This window comes from Sutterella sp. AM11-39 (genome assembly GCF_003472385.1).
GTDB classification, from domain to species: Bacteria; Pseudomonadota; Gammaproteobacteria; order Burkholderiales; family Burkholderiaceae_F; genus Duodenibacillus; species Duodenibacillus intestinigallinarum.
The window spans coordinates 52,965-72,182 of sequence record NZ_QRLV01000009.1; the positions used below are offsets into that span (position 1 = coordinate 52,965).

Consider the following 19,218-nt stretch of genomic DNA (forward strand, 5'->3'; position numbering starts at 1 on the left):
CAAACTTTGGTTTGCGAAGAAAGCCGGGGCAAGAAGCGAAAAAACCGTCTCCCTTTCCCGGGCGGCGGTTTTTTTATGCCTGCTGCCGGAGCATTTTTCCTGCCAAAGATATCAGACAAAAAAGATTCTTCGGGGAGTTTTTCGACATGCAGGAAAAGAAAATCAAGGCGGGTATTGTGGGTGGAACGGGGTACACCGGCGTGGAGCTGCTGCGTTTGTTAAGCCGGCACCCCAATGTTGAGGTCTGTGCCATCACATCGCGCAAGGATGCGGGTACCAAGGTGACGGCCATGTATCCCTCGCTCAGAGGCTTCATGGACGATCTGGTGTTTACGACGCCCGAAGAGGCCGAACTCACCGCTTGTGACGTGGTGTTCTTTGCGACGCCGCATGGGGTGGCCATGAGCATGGCGCGCGAATTGACGGCTGCCGGCGTCAAGATCATTGACTTGGCAGCGGATTTCCGTTTGCGTGATACGGACACGTTCAAGACTTGGTACAAGCTCGATCATGCCTGCCCTGATCTCCTGGAAGAGTCTGTCTACGGGCAACCCGAGACCATGCGTGAGAAGATGAAAAACGCTCGGATTCTCGGCATGGCAGGCTGCTATCCGACCTCCATCGAATTGGGACTCCTGCCTTTGATGGAATACGAAAAGGCGCATCCCGGTACATTTGACCTAAAAACCATCATTGCCGACAGCAAGTCGGGTATTTCCGGCTCCGGCAAGAAGGCGGACGTTTCGATCATTACGGCCGAAATGTCGGACAATTTCCATGCATACGGTCTTAAAGGACATCGCCATACCCCCGAAATTGAGCAACAGCTCAAACTCCTGGCCGGTACGGACGATCTGAAATTGACGTTTGTGCCGCATCTGTTGCCGACCATTCGAGGGATTCATTCGACGATTTACATTCGTCTGAAGGATGCTACGACTCAGATTGATCTTCAGAAGCTCTATGAAGATCGCTTTGCGGATGAATACTTCGTCGATGTGATGCCTGCCGGATCAACGCCTGAAACGAGAAGCGTGCGCGGCTCCAACTTCCTGCGTCTGGCAGTTCATCGACCGGGCAACGGCGACCTGATCATCGTGCTGGCGGTGGAAGACAACCTGGTCAAGGGAGCTGCGGGGCAGTCGGTGCAGGCGATGAACATTCTCTTCGGATTGGATGAAAAGACGGGGCTGGACGCGCCTGCGTTGGTGCCGTGACGTTTAAGGGCAATCCCGACGGAGCGGTCGTGTGAATGGAGGGTCAGTCACGGCGGCAAATGAAAAATTGCAAACGACGGCTGACACTGGTAAATCTCTAATGCAATTTTTCGAGGCTCAGCAAGGAATTTCCGTATAATCCGAAGGCTTTGCAATGCACGTCGCAAGGCGTTGCACGACAAGATTTTTTAACGAGAAAACATCTAAAGAGGTAAGAAGTGTTTTTCATTTCTGACGCAATGGCTCAGACCGCAGGTGCGGCCGCTGCCGGTGGTACCGGCGGTCTGCTGATGCAGATCATTCCGATCATTCTGATTTTTGTTGTGTTCTGGTTCTTCCTGATCCGTCCGCAGCAAAAGCGCCAGAAGGAACATCAGAAGATGTGCGAAGCGCTCACCAAGGGCGATGAAATCGTGACGATCGGCGGCCTGGCCGGCCGTATCGCCGAAGTGAGCGAACAGTACGTCGTGATCGAAATCAGCCGCGTGGAAGACAATCCCGTGACGATCACGATGCAGCGCGGCGCTGTGCAGACGGTTCTGCCGCGCGGCACGCTGAAGTCGATCGACAAGTAAAGACGGCTTTCATGCAGCGGGCGGGCTGTATCCGACTTGAAGGATATGGCTGACGCCCGCTTTGCCGTTTAGTTGATGCACCGCAATCGGTTTATGGCCTTTTGCGGTTCTTGCGCAAAAAATGGAACTGTTTGATCAAAACAGCCGTTTTTTGCGGACACGAAACTCTCAGCGGAAGAGTTTTGTAGGCTGAAGGGGAATTTCTCTTTTTGCCAATTCCATTTTCGCAACGAAAGGCGTCCGAGTCCGTGTGTGCGGTCTTGCGCGGAATCGGGCATCGGACTGACCCGGAGTTTTTGTTATGAATCGATACGCTCTTTGGAAGTACATCGTCATCGGAGTGGTTCTGCTCATTGCGGCGCTGTACACCTTGCCGAATTTTTACGGCGAATCGCCCGCAGTGCAGGTGAGTTCCGGCAAGTCGACGGTGAAGATCGACGAGACGGTGCTTGCTCGCGTGGAAAAAGCGCTTGCGGATGCACAGCTGAAGCCCAACGGTGTTTTCTATGAGCAGGGTGCTCAGCAAAACACCGTGCGCGTGCGCTTCGATCCGACGGAAGCCGAAAAGCAGCTGCAGGCTCGTGAAGTGCTCGAACGCGCTCTTAACCCCGACCGTACGGATCCTTCCTACATCGTCGCTCCCAACCTGGTACCCAATACGCCCGAGTGGCTCCTGAAGATCAATGCGCTGCCGATGTACCTCGGCCTTGACCTTCGCGGCGGCGTTCACTTCCTGTTGCAGGTCGACATGCACTCGGCCATTGAGAAGCGCGCCGAATCGACGGCAGCCGATCTGCGTACGCAGTTCCGCGACAAGCGTATCCGTCACGCAGGCATTTCGCGCCAGGGCAATACGGTTGTGATCGCCTTTAACGACGAGCAGGAACGCGCCCGCGCCAATGACCTTCTTCGTTCTACTCAGCCTGATTTGGTGGTGACGGAGGGTACGCGCGCAGGCAAGTTCACCCTTTCGGCCGAACTGTCGCAAAAGGCGATTCAGAACGTTCAGGAATATGCCTTAAAGCAAAATATCTCGACGCTGCACAACCGTATTAACGAACTGGGCGTTGCAGAACCCGTGATTGCTCAGCAGGGTGCCGATCGTATCGTGGTGCAGCTGCCGGGTGTTCAGGATACGGCCAAGGCCAAGGACATTCTGGGTCGTACGGCAACGCTTGAAGTGCGTATGGTTGACGATTCGCCTGAAGCGCTCACTCAGATGGCGCAGGGCAATGTTCCCTTCGGTGACGAAAAGTATTTTGACCGTGAAGGTCGTCCGATTCTCGTGAAGCGCCGTGTGGTGCTCACCGGTGAAAACTTGAACGACGCGCAGCCGGGCTTTGACTCCCAGACGCAGGAACCCACGGTGAACCTGACGCTTGATAACAAGGGCGCACGCATCTTCCGCGATGTGACGCGTGACAACGTTGGCAAGCGCATGGCCATCATCCTGTTTGAAAAGGGCAAGGGTGAAGTGGTGACGGCTCCTGTCATCCGTCAGGAAATTGCCGGCGGTCGCGTGCAGATTTCAGGTCGCATGACCACGATTGAAGCGACCGACACCGCTCTCTTGCTGCGTGCCGGTTCTCTGGCGGCTCCCATGGAAATTGTGGAAGAACGCCTGATCGGTCCGTCTCTGGGTGCCGACAACATTGAAGCCGGCTTCCGTTCGACACTCTACGGCTTCGGTTTCGTGGCGGTCTTCATGATCCTCTACTACCAGGTCTTCGGCATCGTGACGGCCATCAGTCTGATGTGCAACGTGATGTGCTTGGTGGCGTTGCTCTCCATGCTGCAGGCAACGCTGACTCTTCCCGGTATTGCCGCTATCGCGCTGACACTAGGTATGGCCGTTGACTCGAACGTACTCATTAACGAACGTATTCGTGAAGAACTTCGAATCGGGCGGACGCCGCAGTTGGCCATCAGTGAAGGTTACGGTATGGCGTTTGCGACGATTGTCGACTCCAACGTCACCAGTTTGATCGCCGGTATTGCCTTGCTGATTTTCGGTTCCGGCCCGGTGCGAGGCTTTGCCGTGGTGCACTGCTTGGGCATCATGACGTCGCTCTTTACCTCCGTGATTGTCTCGCGCAGCATGGTGAACTTCATCTACGGTCGTCAGAAGAAGTTGACGCGCGTGCATATCGGTCAGATCTGGCGCCCGGATACGGCGCAGACGCAGTCGAAGTAAAGAATTAAGAGGGGAAAATCATGGAGTTTTTCCGAATTCACAAGACGATCCCGTTCATGCACTACTCGCACATTCTGAACGCGATCTCTTTGGTTTCATTCATCATTGCCGTGTTCTGGATTTTCTATCACGGCTTGGCGCTGTCCATTGAATTTACGGGCGGCACGCAGGTTGTGGTGCAGTATCCGGAGGCTGTTCAGACGGAACAGATCCGTGAGCAGATCCAAAGCAAACTCGGCGTTGAAGCTGCCGTGCAGAACTACGGCACTGCACGCGACATCATGATTCGTCTTCCAATGAAGGAAGGCGAAACATCCGGTCAGATGGCCGGCGAACTTCTGAAGGCGCTTCAGGAGACGGCTCCCGGCGTCAAGATGCTCAACAACGAGTTCGTGGGACCACAGGTGGGTGAAGAATTGGCAACCGACGGTCTGACCGCTCTGTTGCTCGTTGTGGCCGGTATCATCATCTATCTCTCGATGCGATTCGAGTGGAAGTTTGCTATTGCCGCCATCATCGCCAACCTCCACGACATCGTGATCGTGGTGGGCATCTTTGCCGTGATGAACTGGGAGTTCTCGCTGCCGGTCTTGGCGGCCGTGCTGGCAGTGCTTGGTTATTCCGTGAACGAATCGGTGATTATTTTCGACCGCGTACGTGAGCACTTCCGCAAGATGCGCCGTACGGACACGGTTGAGGTGATCAACTCGGCCATTACCGCCACGATTTCGCGTACGGTGATCACGCACGGTTCGACTCTGGCGATGACGCTTGCGATGTTCTTCTTCGGTGGTCCGGCGCTGCACTACTTCGCGTTGGCGCTCACGATCGGTATTCTCCTTGGCGTCTACTCGTCGGTGTTCGTGGCGGCTGCGATTGCCATGTACCTCGGCGTGAAGCGAGAAGACCTTGTGAAGCCCATCAAGAAGGATGAGGTACAGGAGATGGTGCCGTAAGAGGTATACTTAATCCTGAGCAAGAAAAGGGAACCCCGTTGGTGATTGATGCATCAGCGGGGTTTTCATTAGGTTCATCCAAAAGCTTTGCTATCTGGGTGATCATAATTGGTATTGGCAGATATTTCGGCACGTCATTGTGTTGAGCGTCCCCTCTTCGCCCAACAGGTTACCAGGGATCACGCTCAGAAGAGTGTTATCTCCTGAAAACACAGGGATAACTAACTAAGCTTGCTTTGTTTATCCTCATCCCATTTGGCGTTTGTGTACAATTCCACCAACAACTTTTTAGAGATCATTTCAATCCCCTCCCTGATATGGCAGAAAACTGGTTCGCCTACACTCTTCGCGTGAACGGGGCTGAAGGAGTGCAGAAACTTATTGTGGCAGCTGGCAAGGCTAGCCAGTCTGCTGGTGGTTCTGTGTATGTCTCGGAGTCTGTGATTCTCGATGGGGGGGGGGAATCTCGCACACTGGCGTTGGATTGATCCATATCGGCCAGCCCAATTTTTTCTCCATTCAAGCTGGCATCCTGGGCCGGCTGTTCGTCTTCAACGCACGGATGAGTCTTGGCTCTTTCTCAAGACTGAGATCTGCAGCAAACGGGTTCCTGTCCAGCTAGCAGAACTTCTCCAAACCGCTCCTCCGGTATTGCCTAGATGGTTCCTTAGGGTAGAAACCGAACGGGGCCACATTTGTGATTTTATGTCTCCAAGGCTTCGTGCTGAGGAAGCGTCTTATTTTTCAGCCTGATTCGATCCCTAGAGGTGTTTTGTGAACGTTTGTTCAGATAGCTTGACAGTAACTTGCCAGTCCATTTCGGATCTAAGCATTTTGCAGGAAGGGCGTAACGTATTAAGCATTGAGCGTGACGCCATAGACGTCATTGATCAGACACTTGGCCAGCCTTTTATTGACGCTGTGCGGCTGATCCTCAATACGAAAGGAAACGTTATCTTTTCGGGTGTAGGGAAATCAGGGCACATCGGTCGCAAATTGGCGGCCACTTTCTCTTCAACTGGTACCACGGCCTTTTTTGTTCATTCTGATGAGGCGGCTCATGGCGACTTGGGAATGGTCAAAAAGGAAGATGTATTCGTAGCCATTTCCTTTTCCGGTGAGTCCGATGAACTACTGACTATTCTTCCTGCTCTGAAAGCAATGGGTGTCAAGATCATTTGCATGACCGGAAGAGCTGACAGCTCTCTTGCCAAGGTCTCCGACGTCAGTCTTGTTACGCCTATCACGCGCGAAGCTTGTCCACTGAATCTGGCTCCTACGTCTTCGACAACCGTCACCATGGCGTTAGGCGACGCAATCGCAGGGGCTTGCATGGTTGCAAAGCATTTCAGCCGGGAGGATTTTGCACGTTCACATCCAGCCGGAGCTTTGGGGCGCCGCTTGTTACTTAAGGTGCAGGATGTTATGCGTAGCAAGTCTCTGCCTATTGTACAGCCACAGACTCCTCTGCTTGATGCCATTGAGGTTTTGTCAAAGGGCAGGCTCGGTGTTGTATTTGCTGTTGATGCCTACCAAAAACCTGAAGGCGTGTTCACGGAAGGCGATCTGTGTCGACTACTGCGAAAGTCCGTTGATCTCGCAGCTCTGCGACTTGTTGATGTCATGAAATCAAACCCAAGGTTGGTATCTCCTAAGGCTCCTGCCCACGCCGCTTTACACCTTATTCAGGAGAGCCAGATCAATCAGTTGGCTGTTGTTGATGATGAAACGCAACAGTTGCGTGGAATCGTCCACGTTCAAGATCTCATTGCAAAAAAAATATACTAAGGAAAACCTAGCTATGCATGTCATTATCCAAGCAGGAGGAAAGGGGACGACACGTCTTGAAGGCTTAACTAGGAACCGTCCTAAATGTCTGGTTCCGGTTAACAACCGCCCCCTGATATTCTGGACATTTGAAGCCTTCAAGGAACATGACATCACAGTTATCTGCGACTATAAGCAAGATGCTTTGAAGCGATATCTCGCAGCGTTTGGGCCTCAATATAGAGTTCAGGTTATTTCAGCAGACGGCAAGGGTACGGCTTCTGGCATCGGGAAGGCATGTGCACTAATCGACGACGATGCGCCGGTTGTCGTCCTTTGGTGCGATCTGCTGTTTGACCGCGACTGGGCGATACCTGAAGTAATGACAGAAACCTCCTTGCAAAGCAATTTGGTTGGACTGTCCGGGACATTTCCTTGCAGATGGTCGTTCGAAAACAGGCAATTCAAGCATGAAGCATCGTCAGCGTCGGGCGTAGCTGGCTTCTTTGTCTTTAAGAATAAACGCGAACTTGAGGGTATTCCGAGTGATGGCGCGCTGGTGCCCTGGCTTGCCGAGACAAAGAAGGAGTTTCACCCTTTCTATCTTGAGCACATTACCGAAGTAGGAACAGTAAAGGCATTTGAAGCACTGAACAAACCTTCCGTCTGCCGCCCGTTTAATGAGGTTCTTTTCAACGAGGAAACAGTTTCCAAACGTGGTGTCGACGACCAAGGACGGAAGATCGCTGTGGATGAAATCGCCTGGTACAAGCATGTCCAGGCCCTGGGTTTTGCCGCGATACCCAAAATTCACTCCTTTGAACCGCTTGTCATGGAACGCATCAAAGGTCGAAACATTTGGGAGTATGACTGTCTGACAGTTTCTGAAAAAAAGCGAGTGATTGATTCCATTATTGTCGGGTTGCGTGAACTTCACCAATTGGAAAACGCACGGCCAGCTATCGTTGCAGATCTTGAAGAAAACTATGTCTCCAAGACTTTCAGTCGTCTAGAAAAGGTTGAGGATTTGGTTCCGTTTGCCCGAGACGAGTACATCCGTATCAATGGTCGTTACTACAAGAACATTTTCTATGACCGTGAATCGTTGGCCAACATCCTGAGGGAAAGATACCCCAAGGACTTCCATCTTATTCATGGTGACCCAACATTCTCCAACATGCTTTACGACCGTCTCCACGGTAAGGTATTTTTCATCGATCCTCGCGGGTATTTCGGCAAAACGAAGCTGTACGGGGACGTTGATTACGACTGGGCTAAGGTCTATTACTCTCTAGTCGGGAATTATGACCAATTCAATCGCAAGAAGTTTGCCTTGGAAATTAACAAAAAAGGCGTGGAACTGGCTGTCAAACCGAACAATTGGTCTGACATGGAAGACTACTTCTTTGAGCGGATCGAGTCTGTATCCAAGACCAAAATTCGCGCACTGCATGCCGTTATCTGGCTATCCCTGACCACGTACGCATGGGAGGACTATGACAGCATTTGCGGCGCTTTCTACAACGGCATTCTGAAGTCTGCAGATTTTCTTTGAGGACAGGCAGAACTATGAAACTTACTTTGTCGCCGTTGCCAAAGACTTGGGTGTTCGATGTCGATGGAACGATTGTCAAACATAATGGGCACCTGACGCAGGAGGGAGATCAGCTTCTTCCCGGAGTCAAAGAACTTTTTGAGAGCATTCCTGCTACGGATGTCATCGTGCTGATGACTGCCAGAAAGCCTGAATACGAGGACGCTCTGAAGAAGTTCCTAGCCAAAAACAATATTCGCTTTGATTATCTGCTAACGGATATGCCTCAGGGCGAAAGAATTCTGGTCAATGACCGGAAGCCATCAGGATTACAAACTGCATACGCTGTCAACAAGAATAGAGACCAGGCCTTGTCCCTATCTTTTGAGGTCGACAACTCTCTATGAATTTTGCTCTTTCGAAAACAAAGACTATTTTGGGGATTCCTCTTTATCGAAAGTATCGAGCTGAAAAAGGGTTGAAGCGAGTCTTTCTAGGGGGAATCTACCGAGAGATTGTAACATTTGAGGATTACGGAGAGGCTTCACGCCAGTCCAGTTTGTTGGGCATTCCTGTCTGGGGGAGGAGGCTGAATCAACAAGCCATTTCATGGCACATCGGTTCATCATTAATTGTTAAAAAGATATCCATTGCAAAAGAGCTTTCTTTCCAATTAGATTCAATTTTTTCAAAGATGCCGGTTCGTCCGGTTAATGGCCGAAAACATATTTTTATATTCTGGGCAAATTCTGGAGAAATCGCATTGCTTCTAATGTTTTTCTGGAAGCAGCTCTTGAAACGGTATGAAATACGCGCTCCGGAAGAAGTTGTAGTTTTGTGCACGAAGCAATACCACCAGGATATGTTGAGATTGTATTTTCCGGAAATTCGTTCTGTTGTAGCGAAGCCAAAAATATTGCGCTATGTACTTGATGACATCGAAGCAGATGGACGGCAAGTTCACATGTGTTTTCCTGGGAAGTATTTTGCTCGATTCGAAGCCAGCATCAATGGTGTAGCTATAAATTATTTAGAGTGGATGAGTAAATGGTTTCAATTGAAAATTGGAGCACCAGTTAAGCAAAATGAAAAAGAGTTTAATAAGGCATTTAAATCGGCTATAGATAAGCTTTCTCTAGAGCAAAAAAATGCTTTAAATGATAAGGCAGAAAAGGGACTTGCTATCCTTGCCTTGGATTCATTTTCGAGCTCTAATCTTGATGATAAGTTTAAACAAATAATATCTTCAGATGTTTCGTCAAAATATGTGATACTAGAAAATACCACGAAATTTTCTTATCCGGAGATATTTGCGATAGCTACAAAGGCAAAGGAGCTAATTGCATTGAGAAGTGGAATTGTTGACTTTTTATCAAATTCTGGAATAAAAATGCATTTGTTTTATACTGATTTTCCAGATAGAGGGTTTAATACGCCGCCAAAATCAGCAAAAGAAGTGCTGTCGTTGTTTTCCATTAAGTCAATTCCATTGCTGAACGCTAGAACAAGTAAAGAAATTGTTGTCAAAAATATGAAAAATGAAGATGAAACAATATTTATTTAGTTTGCTGCGAAAGATTTTTCGAGAAAAACATTTAGGATACAAAGTAAGATATGAATTTCTTGGTTTACATATAAATGCATCTCCATTAAAATATTTGAGGCGAGAAATAAAAAATATTATAGATAATTCTCATCAATTTAAGAAAGTCATAATTTTATTTAACCATACTGGAGAAACTTCTTTTTTGTTATCTGGTCTTTATCATCATCTAAATAGAGAAGAATTAAAGGATATTTTATTTGTGGGCACTGTTGGTTACCATAAAGATTTAATAAATTTATATTGTCCGACCAACAATTATATTTTTAGACCAGACTTAAATTGGGTTCATTTACGTTGGGATGTGCCAGAAAATAGTTTTGATATAAAAGGCACAACTGTCATAATGACACCAACTCTTAAGTATTTTGCTGAATATGAAAAAACAATAAGGGATAACTCAAGTTTTCCTCATTTCTACAGAAACCTATTTGAAAAAAATAAAAATTTTTATGAGCCAGAAAATATAAAACCATTTCTCAGCAAGCAGCAGAAGATTTGGGTGTCCACCAAATTAAAAATTTTAGATGTTCATAAAAAATATATCCTCATAAGCAACGAAAGTGCTTCTAATATAAATTTCCCATGGACATTTTGGTTTACTCTTAGCCATAAACTCCGTTTGCTTGGTTATGACGTAGTTTTTAATACATTTATTAATTCACCTGCATCATCGATTGGAAAATCATTTTTCGCAACACTAGGTGAAGGCCTAGAAGTTACAAGACATGCAGAATGTTTAATTGCTTTAAGAAGTGGTTTTTTAGATCTGTCATTGCCTGTTGCAAAACAGATGATTGTTTTGTACACACCATTCAAATTTAGGTCACGAGAACTTCCTATTATGACGGCAGCAAAAGTTCAAAAGGCATTTTCTCTCAAAGAAATACCATGCAAGCATAAATGTAATATTAATGAACTTATTATTGAAAACCCTGAAAATGTCGATTTCACAAAATTAATTGATATGGTAATAAACAGTATCGCACCCCCCCCCATAAAGATATTTAGAAGGATAATTCTTAGGTTAATTTTTCTGTTAAATAATTTCAGATATCTTAGCTTTAGCTTGGAGCTATCATGAAACTGCTCCAAGTTATTTTTAAAAGGCATTTTATAAGTGATTGCTGCATTAGAACACGATTCTTGTTTTTTTGTTGCGAAAGAGACGTCAATTTCAATGTATTAACATCACTACGCATATTTGGGATAAGAATTTATAAATCTGTTATAACGAATGATGGGATTATTTGCAATTTAATAGGTATATTCAAATGGAAGGTAAATTGTAATTTTCGGGTGCGGGATATAGCTAATCTGGGTGAAATTGTCCATTTGTGTTTACCAAAAATAAATCAAAATTCCAATAGACACATAGTCATATTTTCACTTTTAGGCTCTCCGTCTGGCGAGTCGTTTCTTGTCTTGAATAACCTTAGATATTTTAGGTGTTTTGAAAGGTCAGATGCATATATTTGCGTTGACAAAAGATGGAAATGTGTTCTTTGCTCGATGTTTGCTCCGGGCAGCAATGTGATTTTCATCGATAAAACAATATTTACGCATATTCTTTATTCGGCAACGTTTTTTATTGATAGTCGCAGATGTACAATTTATCAGTTTTTTCCCACGACACATTACATTGAACAGGATAAATTGATTAAATCAAAGGGCATTCATTACTCAGATTATATTGCTAGAAAGCTGGAGATTTCAAGATTGCATTTATCAGCTCCAGTCCTTTCTGAGAATGATTTTATTCAATTTAAATCAATGGCCCAATGCTTTAAAATCAATTTATCTCGATTTGTTATTATTTGCCCGGAAGCCAACTCCTGTTCGCAAAGCTCAGATTCTTTTTGGAAGGTGGTTTGTTGTTTTCTAAAAGCAAATGGATTTAGCGTATATGTAAATTCGACAAAAAAGAGATGTGAGCAAAATTCGCTGAAAATTCTGTCGCATTCTGAACTTTATGCACTTGCGACTCAAGCAAAGTTAATTATTGGAATTAGAAGTGGGCTTCTAGAAATACTGGCTATGACAGGGGTTCCAATTATTGCAATTTATAACTCCTTCCCAAAGAGAGGATCACTTGATGCAATGAAATCGAGTGATGTGATGACGGGTTTCACGCTTAAAAAAATACCAGATATTTCAAGTCAAGTAGTTGAATTTGATTCAAACAATATGTCTGAAAACGATTTGATAAATGCCATAAAAGAGATTTTGCGAATTTAGTAAATAAAAATGATTCTTACAATTGGAGCGCCTTTAAAGAGGTTATTTCTGTATCTTAAGCATTACAGATTTCTTATTTGCTTATCTGTGCTGTCGATGTTTTTAGCCGCATCAACTTCTTCCTTGATTGCTGTTCTTTTCGGAAAACTTACCCAGTTGGGTTTCTATGACCAGCAACCTTGGGTTGTGATTGCTGCTCCTATTGGTTTGATTCTTGTCGCTGTCATTAATGGCGGCAGCATGTTCATGAGTAACTACCTCTTGAGCAAGGTAAGCCAGTCTGTGCTTTTTCAATTGAGGGAGGAGCTTTTTGACAAAATTCTGTCCTGGCCTGAGGCTGCGTACCAACGCAATGCCACGGGGCTAGTTGCTTCCAAGTTTGTCAATGAGGCCAACGCTGCTCTTTCCAGCGCCACACGGTCGGTGATTGTTCTTGTCCGAGATTTTCTGCAAATTATCGGGTTGATTGCTGTTCTGGTCTGGCACGACATCATCCTGACGTTAGTGGCTCTGATCATTGCGCCCGTCATTATTTGGCTGATCAGATTTATTTCCTCAAAGTTGCGAACCATTCTTGCCGGTGCGCAGCAAAACATAGCCACCCTGTTGGTTCGTGTTAAGGAGAGCTACGACGCACGTCAGGTCATCAAGATCAGCAACACTTTTGATTTCGAAGCCCATCGCTTTGCCAACATCAACAACGAAGTCCGCAAACTTGCGCTCAACATGACTAAAGTCAGTTCTGCTGCTATGCCATCAGCGCAGTTTGTCGGGGTTTGCGGTGTAGCCATTGTGCTTGTTGTTGCCATGATTGAGTCCCAGCGTGGGATGCTGACGCTAGGTGAATTTATTACTTTTTTAACAGCCATGGTGCTGCTTTTGCCGCCTCTGCGTCGAATGACGGAAATTAATGCGGCCTTTGTGGGCATTTCCGTGGCTGCCGAATCCATTTTTGCCACTTTGGACGAACCCCCTGAACCCGACAACGGTAATGTGGACCTTGCCGGCGTCAATCAGGGAATCACGTTTGAGAAAGTCTGCCTGCGCTACCCAGGGGCCGAACGTGATGCCGTGCATGACTTTTCTCTTTCCGTCAATGCTGGAGAAACAATTGCGCTGGTGGGGTTGTCAGGGTCGGGAAAATCTTCGCTCGTCAATATGCTTCCCCGCTTCTGGAACCCAACTTACGGCCGCATCCTGATTGACGGAGTTGATGCACAAACACTGACGCTCAAATCACTGCGGCGGCAAATCGCCATTGTTTCTCAAGATGTTGTTCTCTTTGACGGCACCATCCGGGACAACATTACCTACGGATGCCCGGGGGTCACTGCCGAAAAGATCAGACAGACGATCGAGGATTCCTCGTTATCTGATTTCATCAGTTCTCTTCCCAATGGACTTGACACGCCTGTTGGAGAAGCCGGAGGACGGCTATCCGGTGGGCAAAAACAGCGCATTTCTATTGCCCGGGCTCTCCTCAAGGACGCCCCCATTTTGATTCTCGACGAAGCTACCAGTGCGCTGGATGCCGACAGCGAGCACCATATCAAGCTTTCACTTGCCCGATTAATGAAAGGCCGCACCACGTTTATCGTCGCGCACCGACTGTCCACCATTGAGTACGCCACCAGAATTGTTGCCATGCAAGACGGATTGATTGCTGAAGTCGGGACCCACTCTGAATTGATCCAAAAAAACGGTGTCTACTCGCATCTTTGCAAACTGCAGGGGCTTGCGCAAAACGAATGCATCGCCCAGACCGGTTCTGGAATTCCCCATGTTGTCTAAATTCTTTGATCCTGCTCTGCTTCGGTTGGCAGGCTACGCCAAGCCTTACAAACGGCTGATTACTCTCTCCTGCTTCTGGACGGTGATTGTGTCGAGTACCACAGCCGTCACTTCCAAGCTCCTTGGGTTGCTCACTCAAAAAGGTTTCTACGAGCAGGATCCTGCTATGGTCATTGCAGCTCCCGCAGCGCTGATTTTGATTACGCTTTTGTATGCGGTGGCGCTTGTCATGAGCAATTACACGATGACCAAAGTCAGTCAGTCGATGCTTGTCACAGTGCGCGCGCAACTCTATAACAACATGCTACGCTGGCCTCTGGAGCAGTACCAACGCTTTTCCTCCGGTGAAGCAAGTTCAAAATTCGTCAATGAAGCCAACATTGCACTTTCCGGAGCCACGCAGGCAGCAATGATTCTTGTACGCGATTCATTGCAGGTTTTGTTTCTATTCGGACTTTTGTTTTGGCAAAACTGGCAACTGACGTTTGTATCTTGCATCGTTGGTCCCGTTGCTGCATATTTGCTCGGCATCATCCGTAGGCGAATAAAGGCCGTTGTTCACAAGGGACAGCGGGCGATTGCCGATACGCTGTCCTGTGTGCAGGAAGTCTACGGTGCGCATCGTTTGATCAAAATCAGCGACACGTATGGTTTTGAGAAAGAGCGCTTCAGGAAAGTGAATCAGGCTATTCGCCGCACCACACTTGACAAAAAGAAGTTTTCAAGCCTGGGAACGCCGGTCACGCAGGTTGTCGCCATGATGGGGGTGGCCGTTGTTGTTTCTTTTGCGTTGATGCAGGCTCGATCCGGAGCTCTTACAGTAGGGGATTTCATTACCTTTCTTTCGGCCATGCTTTTTTTGATGCAGCCATTGCAGAAACTTGCCGGGTTAAATGCCACGTTTACCGCCATCGGCGTTGCAGCCAGAAGTATTTTCGCGATGATAGATGCTCCTGTACAAAAGGACTCAGGAAAGGTTGTTCTTGACAGGGTTAAAGGATTCATTGATTTTGAGAACGTATATGTTCGCTATCCGGGTAGCGACCTTGAAGCACTCAAAGGCATCAGCCTTCACATCCGTGCGGGGGAACACGTTGCAATCATTGGATATTCGGGTTCAGGCAAAACCACCATGATTAATCTGCTTCCGCGCTTTGTTGAAATCTCGGAAGGCAGTGTCAAAATCGATGGCATTGATGTCCGGGACTGCACGCTTGAAAGCCTTAGAAATCAGATAGCAGTCGTATCACAGGATGTTTTTCTCTTTGATGCCAGCATACGTGAGAATGTTGCCTATGGCTGCCCCGAAGCAACGCAAAAAGACATTGATGCAGCTATCGAGGCGGCTGCTCTTACTGAGGCCTTGAAAGATCTACCGCAGGGACTTGATTTTAAAGTCGGAGAGGGTGGGCGGCTGTTGTCCGGAGGGCAGCGGCAGCGCATTTCCATTGCAAGAGCCTTTCTCAAAAACTCCTCCATTGTTGTTCTCGATGAAGCAACAAGTGCCCTTGACAGTAAGTCTGAACACCAAATTAAACAGGCTCTGGACCGTCTGATGAAGGGGCGTACTTGCCTGATTATTGCGCACCGGTTGTCAATGATGAACAACATTGACCGCATCGTAGCTTTGCAAGAGGGGCTCATTGTCGAGGAGGGTACTCCCTCTGAATTATTGTCTAAGAATGGGCTCTACGCCGAATTTTCCCGTCTGCAGTCATCATTACGACATTTAGAGCCAAGATGATTTTTCTTTCTTCACCTTTTAGAGAAGCTTGGGAAGGCAAGGATCCGTTTGAGGAGATAAAAAAAATCCAAGGAGTTGTCTATAGGCAGGTGCTCAACCGATCGACTACTCGATTTGAATTTGCTGGACAAGCCTTCTACATCAAGGTTCACACAGGTAGCTCGTTGAGAGAGATCCTAAAGAATCTTGTCTGCCTGAAATTGCCTGTGTTAGGGGCAGGAAACGAATATCGGGCGGTTTTGAAGCTACATGAGCTCAATGTGAATACCATGGAGGTAGCCGCTTTTGGCGAGAGGGGGCTAAGCCCTTTCAAACGCGAGTCGTTTATCATCACGAAGGAATTAAGCCCTACGATTGATTTACTTGCTTACTGCCTTAATTGGCGAAATCACCCACCCTCTTATGAGCACAAACGAGCGATCATTGCCGAAGTGGCCGATATGCTGCGATGGATGCATGAAGGTGGTGTTAATCACCGAGACTGCTATCTGGTTCACTTCCTAGTTGACCTAACAGTAAAAGATCCACTCAAGCCGAGGCTTTTTTTAATTGATTTGCATCGAGCGCAGATCCGCAGGACGACACCCAAGCGGTGGCGGAACAAGGATCTTGTAGAGCTCTACTACTCAAGCAAGCGAGTGGGATTTAGCTTGAAGGACTGTTTGTACTTTCTGATGAAGTACAAACGTTCGGATTCGTTGCGAGATGTTCTGATGGAAGAAAGGCATCTTATTAGCGGTTTGGAGAGGAAATCCGAACGTATTGCAAAGCGTTCAGCCAAAAAACGTCTGTAATCTGTTTGCCACTTTATTAAAAGAACCTCAATTCTTCGAACTATAGATGAGGTTCCCTTACGGGGCCGACCTCTGGCGCGTCGGCCCGTAGATGATGGGGCAAATCCTCGTGCGTCCCGGGCGCCGTTTCGGCGCACCCGGTTCGTCTGCATGCTAGGCATTCTTTGCCTTTTGGGGGTGGCCTTCGTTTGTTGGACTTGACATCCTCGCCGGCCGTGACCAGTTCCTGCGCGACGAGCATCTCGCCGTCGCACTTCAGCAGGCGAATCCAAAACTTGTCGTCAATTTTCGGCTTCTCTGCGGTTGGTGCTTTTCGACTTCGCCAGCATGATCTGAGTGAGTCCATCACGTCAGCAAACGTTGCGTTGTCCAGCACGCTGGCCTTCGATATATATGCGTTTAACGATTCTGGAATTTAAGAAACATCGTGCAAAAGCGTTGCCGAAGCAGTTTGCGTAACCGAGCAATTTCATCCATCGCAGATAGTTTTTCTGCGGGCATAGCTCTGCGCTGTGACGCACCATCGATTGAGTGTTTTGCTACTGATTCCTAAGTGGCGAGCAACCGACAGCTGCGATTCTTCGCTTTGGACTCGTGCAACAGCTGCACGTTTGAATTCTTCTGAAAAGCGTCTTTGCATTTCTGATCCTCTTTTTGTTTCAGATTTTTAAAAGTGAGGATCAAAAATCCGCTTCTGCAACCTTAGTTCATTCCATCCCTGTCGACTTCCGTGCCATTTTCAGTTACCCAATTCACGCTTGTTGGTGAATGAGTCTCATATGTCTGGCCAGTGATGAAAGTGCTGGCAGTGAAGCTCCGGGGAAGAAACACAGCAAATGCAGTCTATGGAATTCTCGAAGGCTTATGCCGAAGGTAACAAATCAGCAGTACACACGTCCCCAATCAATATCGATTTTTCTCACTGTGGTCTCCATCACAATTTTTCGTGAAGCCATTGTTATCGATTTTTGGGAGAGCCATTTTGACTATGGGAGATTCACGTTTCAATTTGCTTAAAATATCGTCTTTATGAGTGAGAAATCTCAGGTTTTGCTATTTGTAGGAAGAGAAAGTCGGACGGATAGAATCATCAATTAGTAAATCATTACGTAATCTAAAGACCAAAGGATGAAAAATTTCGCCGAGCAAATATGTCCATCTTACAGGATATCCTTCGTTATCTCCTAGGACATTGCCTGGGTATTTGATAAGTTGCTCTCTAAGCTGCCTCATTCTTCTTTCCTGTTCTTCTAGTAATTTTTCAAAAATTAAACTACCAGGCTTAAAAATGTAAGCGCAATTTCCGATAAGTTGTTTGTATTGACAGTGCATAATATAGCTTAAGTTATATATTTTAACTAATGGGAACTCTTGATCGGGTTGTAAATACCCCACACCATTAGAAAGCTCTGGATATCCAATGCCTGATTTATTATCATTTGCGTTCAGCAAATCAAACGATTGATCCCAGGGTTTTGTAATGGGCTTTATATCGCAATACCCCCCCCCATAATAATACATAAAATATGCTCTCAGGTAATCAGATTTGTGAACATTGGATAAATATTTAAATTCTTCAGGAAGAGGGTGATCTCTTAAAACGAAGTCACTTAGATTATTTGGTGTTACAAAAACTAAGGGAATATTCGCGCATTTTTGTAAACTAAAAAGAGACCTTTTCCGGTTTTCACTCATTGGATTTTCGCCTGTCCAAAATGTAAATATTCGCCGCTCAGCTTTTTTTAGTTTTCTATTTGAGGAAGTTGAAAGCCCTTGCAAGAATGGTAGGGTATCCCAATCATTATCCCAAAATAATCTTCGGTAGAGATGTTGAATTATATTTGTTTTGTACACTCTACAGAATTTTAGCAGTCTAGACAATGGTCACTCCTTTACGAAAGCAATAGATCTTGTACGAAGATTAACATGATGAAGGATGAAAGTAACAACAGTATTAATATTTTAAATTTGCGCTTGGATTTTTTAAGCTTATTATCTAATTGCGAATAATTAACTATTGTATTAACTATAGTTTCAATTACTTCCTGATTTCTAAGTAACCAATTATTTTTTTTGTAAATATATTCTAGTGCTAGTTTAAAATTCGGGGTAGCTAGATCGGATCGTTCGTTGCAACTTTGTCGGTAAAAGAACAAAACTTTTGGTATTCTGTATACAGAACGGTCTAGTTCAAGTATTTTTATCCAAAACGCCCAATCTTCATATCCGAAATTAAATTCTTCATCATAACCTCCAACCTTTTCCCAGTCAGATCGTTTAAATAGTGCCGTAGAAAAAATAACATTTGATATGGCTTCTTGACCGAGAGTGAATTTGGGTAGATTCCAAATTTTGAAATTTTGTTTGTTGTCTACCTTTGCTGCAATGCAATAACAAATACCACAATCGCCGTGAGATTCCATGTAACTAACGGCCTCACTGACATATGATTCTGCAATATAATCGTCGCCATCTAAAGGTAATATGTATTTCCCGTTACTGTGTAAAATTCCGTAATTTCTGGAATAAACAACACCTTTATTGATTATGTTTTGAAATAATCTAATATTGCTATTATTTTTAATATAACTAGCAATTAAGTTGCTAGATCCATCATTTGAGGCGTCATCAACAATAATAATTTCAATATTTGGGTAACTTTGATTTGTGGCACTTTTTATCGCGTCGATAATAAAGTTAAATTTGTTGTATGATGTAATTATAATGGATACTTGTGGGTGTTGCTTGATCATGTGATATTTACTAGCTTTCATCTCGAGTTAAATCTAGATAGATTGGAGTTTT

Annotated in this window: 16 protein-coding genes; 13 read left to right on the forward strand and 3 right to left on the reverse strand. The window is 46.1% G+C overall.

Translation table 11 applies throughout. The features are described from left to right. Positions 1–146 precede the first annotated feature (146 nt). The 13 genes from argC (at position 147) to rfaP (ending at position 16,413) form a co-directional block, all read left to right on the forward strand. A complete protein-coding gene (argC, locus tag DW133_RS07880; RefSeq protein WP_118276106.1) occupies positions 147–1,217 on the forward strand; it encodes an N-acetyl-gamma-glutamyl-phosphate reductase in 1,071 nt (356 codons plus the stop codon). Positions 1,218–1,435: 218 nt separating this feature from the next. Further along, on the forward strand, positions 1,436–1,792 hold the full coding sequence (gene yajC / locus DW133_RS07885; RefSeq protein WP_199588857.1) for a preprotein translocase subunit YajC: 357 nt from the start codon (positions 1,436–1,438) through the stop codon (positions 1,790–1,792). Positions 1,793–2,093: 301 nt separating this feature from the next. Further along, a complete protein-coding gene (gene secD / locus DW133_RS07890) occupies positions 2,094–3,986 on the forward strand; it encodes a protein translocase subunit SecD (RefSeq protein ID WP_118276107.1) in 1,893 nt (630 codons plus the stop codon). 20 nt (positions 3,987–4,006) lie between these two features. Continuing rightward, the gene (secF, locus tag DW133_RS07895; RefSeq protein ID WP_118276108.1) at positions 4,007–4,942 is read left to right on the forward strand and encodes a protein translocase subunit SecF; all 936 of its coding nucleotides are present in this window, start codon (positions 4,007–4,009) and stop codon (positions 4,940–4,942) included. 834 nt (positions 4,943–5,776) lie between these two features. After that, positions 5,777–6,730, forward strand: a complete 954-nt coding sequence (locus DW133_RS07900) for an SIS domain-containing protein (protein ID WP_233542149.1) — start codon at positions 5,777–5,779, stop codon at positions 6,728–6,730. 13 nt (positions 6,731–6,743) lie between these two features. Continuing rightward, positions 6,744–8,264, forward strand: a complete 1,521-nt coding sequence (locus DW133_RS07905; protein WP_118276110.1) for a sugar phosphate nucleotidyltransferase — start codon at positions 6,744–6,746, stop codon at positions 8,262–8,264. A 14-nt stretch (positions 8,265–8,278) separates the two neighbouring features. Beyond that, the gene (locus tag DW133_RS07910; RefSeq protein WP_118276111.1) at positions 8,279–8,650 is read left to right on the forward strand and encodes a hypothetical protein; all 372 of its coding nucleotides are present in this window, start codon (positions 8,279–8,281) and stop codon (positions 8,648–8,650) included. Beyond that, positions 8,647–9,807 carry a hypothetical protein gene (locus DW133_RS07915; protein WP_118276112.1) on the forward strand — a complete coding sequence of 387 codons (1,161 nt, stop codon included), beginning with the start codon at positions 8,647–8,649 and terminating at the stop codon, positions 9,805–9,807. Before DW133_RS07910 ends, DW133_RS07915 begins: the two co-directional genes overlap by 4 nt. Continuing rightward, complete coding sequence (locus DW133_RS10005) at positions 9,782–10,930, forward strand: hypothetical protein (RefSeq protein WP_147408903.1); 1,149 nt, start codon at positions 9,782–9,784, stop codon at positions 10,928–10,930. The genes DW133_RS07915 and DW133_RS10005 overlap by 26 nt, the downstream gene beginning before the upstream one ends. A 428-nt stretch (positions 10,931–11,358) precedes the next feature. Continuing rightward, the gene (locus tag DW133_RS07925) at positions 11,359–12,084 is read left to right on the forward strand and encodes a hypothetical protein (protein WP_118276114.1); all 726 of its coding nucleotides are present in this window, start codon (positions 11,359–11,361) and stop codon (positions 12,082–12,084) included. A gap of 9 nt (positions 12,085–12,093) precedes the next feature. Beyond that, complete coding sequence (msbA, locus tag DW133_RS07930) at positions 12,094–13,875, forward strand: lipid A export permease/ATP-binding protein MsbA (RefSeq protein ID WP_118276115.1); 1,782 nt, start codon at positions 12,094–12,096, stop codon at positions 13,873–13,875. Continuing rightward, positions 13,865–15,619: an ABC transporter ATP-binding protein gene (locus tag DW133_RS07935; RefSeq protein WP_118276116.1), complete on the forward strand. Its 1,755-nt coding sequence runs from the start codon at positions 13,865–13,867 to the stop codon at positions 15,617–15,619. The genes msbA and DW133_RS07935 overlap by 11 nt, the downstream gene beginning before the upstream one ends. After that, positions 15,616–16,413, forward strand: a complete 798-nt coding sequence (gene rfaP / locus DW133_RS07940; protein ID WP_118276117.1) for a lipopolysaccharide core heptose(I) kinase RfaP — start codon at positions 15,616–15,618, stop codon at positions 16,411–16,413. The genes DW133_RS07935 and rfaP overlap by 4 nt, the downstream gene beginning before the upstream one ends. 469 nt (positions 16,414–16,882) lie before the next feature. Here the strand turns inward: rfaP and DW133_RS10295 are convergent, their stop codons facing one another. From DW133_RS10295 to DW133_RS07955, 3 genes are all read right to left on the reverse strand, one after another. Beyond that, positions 16,883–17,053: a transposase gene (locus tag DW133_RS10295; protein ID WP_118276118.1), complete on the reverse strand. Its 171-nt coding sequence runs from the start codon at positions 17,051–17,053 to the stop codon at positions 16,883–16,885. 413 nt (positions 17,054–17,466) lie between these two features. Next, entirely contained in the window at positions 17,467–18,294 is an 828-nt protein-coding gene (locus DW133_RS07950) for a capsular polysaccharide synthesis protein (RefSeq protein WP_118276119.1), read from the reverse strand. A gap of 11 nt (positions 18,295–18,305) precedes the next feature. Then, the gene (locus DW133_RS07955; RefSeq protein WP_158571160.1) at positions 18,306–19,166 is read right to left on the reverse strand and encodes a glycosyltransferase family A protein; all 861 of its coding nucleotides are present in this window, start codon (positions 19,164–19,166) and stop codon (positions 18,306–18,308) included. Positions 19,167–19,218: the final 52 nt, after the last annotated feature.

Bases quoted from the DNA above. Each gene is read 5' to 3' on its own strand.
- argC (WP_118276106.1), top strand. From the start codon at position 147: ATGCAGGAAAAGAAAATCAAGGCGGGTATTGTGGGTGGAACGGGGTAC.
- secD (WP_118276107.1), top strand. From the start codon at position 2,094: ATGAATCGATACGCTCTTTGGAAGTACATCGTCATCGGAGTGGTTCTG.
- secF (WP_118276108.1), top strand. From the start codon at position 4,007: ATGGAGTTTTTCCGAATTCACAAGACGATCCCGTTCATGCACTACTCG.
- DW133_RS07905 (WP_118276110.1), top strand. From the start codon at position 6,744: ATGCATGTCATTATCCAAGCAGGAGGAAAGGGGACGACACGTCTTGAA.
- DW133_RS07910 (WP_118276111.1), top strand. From the start codon at position 8,279: ATGAAACTTACTTTGTCGCCGTTGCCAAAGACTTGGGTGTTCGATGTC.
- DW133_RS07915 (WP_118276112.1), top strand. From the start codon at position 8,647: ATGAATTTTGCTCTTTCGAAAACAAAGACTATTTTGGGGATTCCTCTT.
- DW133_RS10005 (WP_147408903.1), top strand. From the start codon at position 9,782: ATGAAGATGAAACAATATTTATTTAGTTTGCTGCGAAAGATTTTTCGA.
- DW133_RS07925 (WP_118276114.1), top strand. From the start codon at position 11,359: ATGTTTGCTCCGGGCAGCAATGTGATTTTCATCGATAAAACAATATTT.
- msbA (WP_118276115.1), top strand. From the start codon at position 12,094: ATGATTCTTACAATTGGAGCGCCTTTAAAGAGGTTATTTCTGTATCTT.
- DW133_RS07935 (WP_118276116.1), top strand. From the start codon at position 13,865: ATGTTGTCTAAATTCTTTGATCCTGCTCTGCTTCGGTTGGCAGGCTAC.
- rfaP (WP_118276117.1), top strand. From the start codon at position 15,616: ATGATTTTTCTTTCTTCACCTTTTAGAGAAGCTTGGGAAGGCAAGGAT.
- DW133_RS10295 (WP_118276118.1), bottom strand. From the start codon at position 17,053: ATGCAAAGACGCTTTTCAGAAGAATTCAAACGTGCAGCTGTTGCACGA.
- DW133_RS07955 (WP_158571160.1), bottom strand. From the start codon at position 19,166: ATGATCAAGCAACACCCACAAGTATCCATTATAATTACATCATACAAC.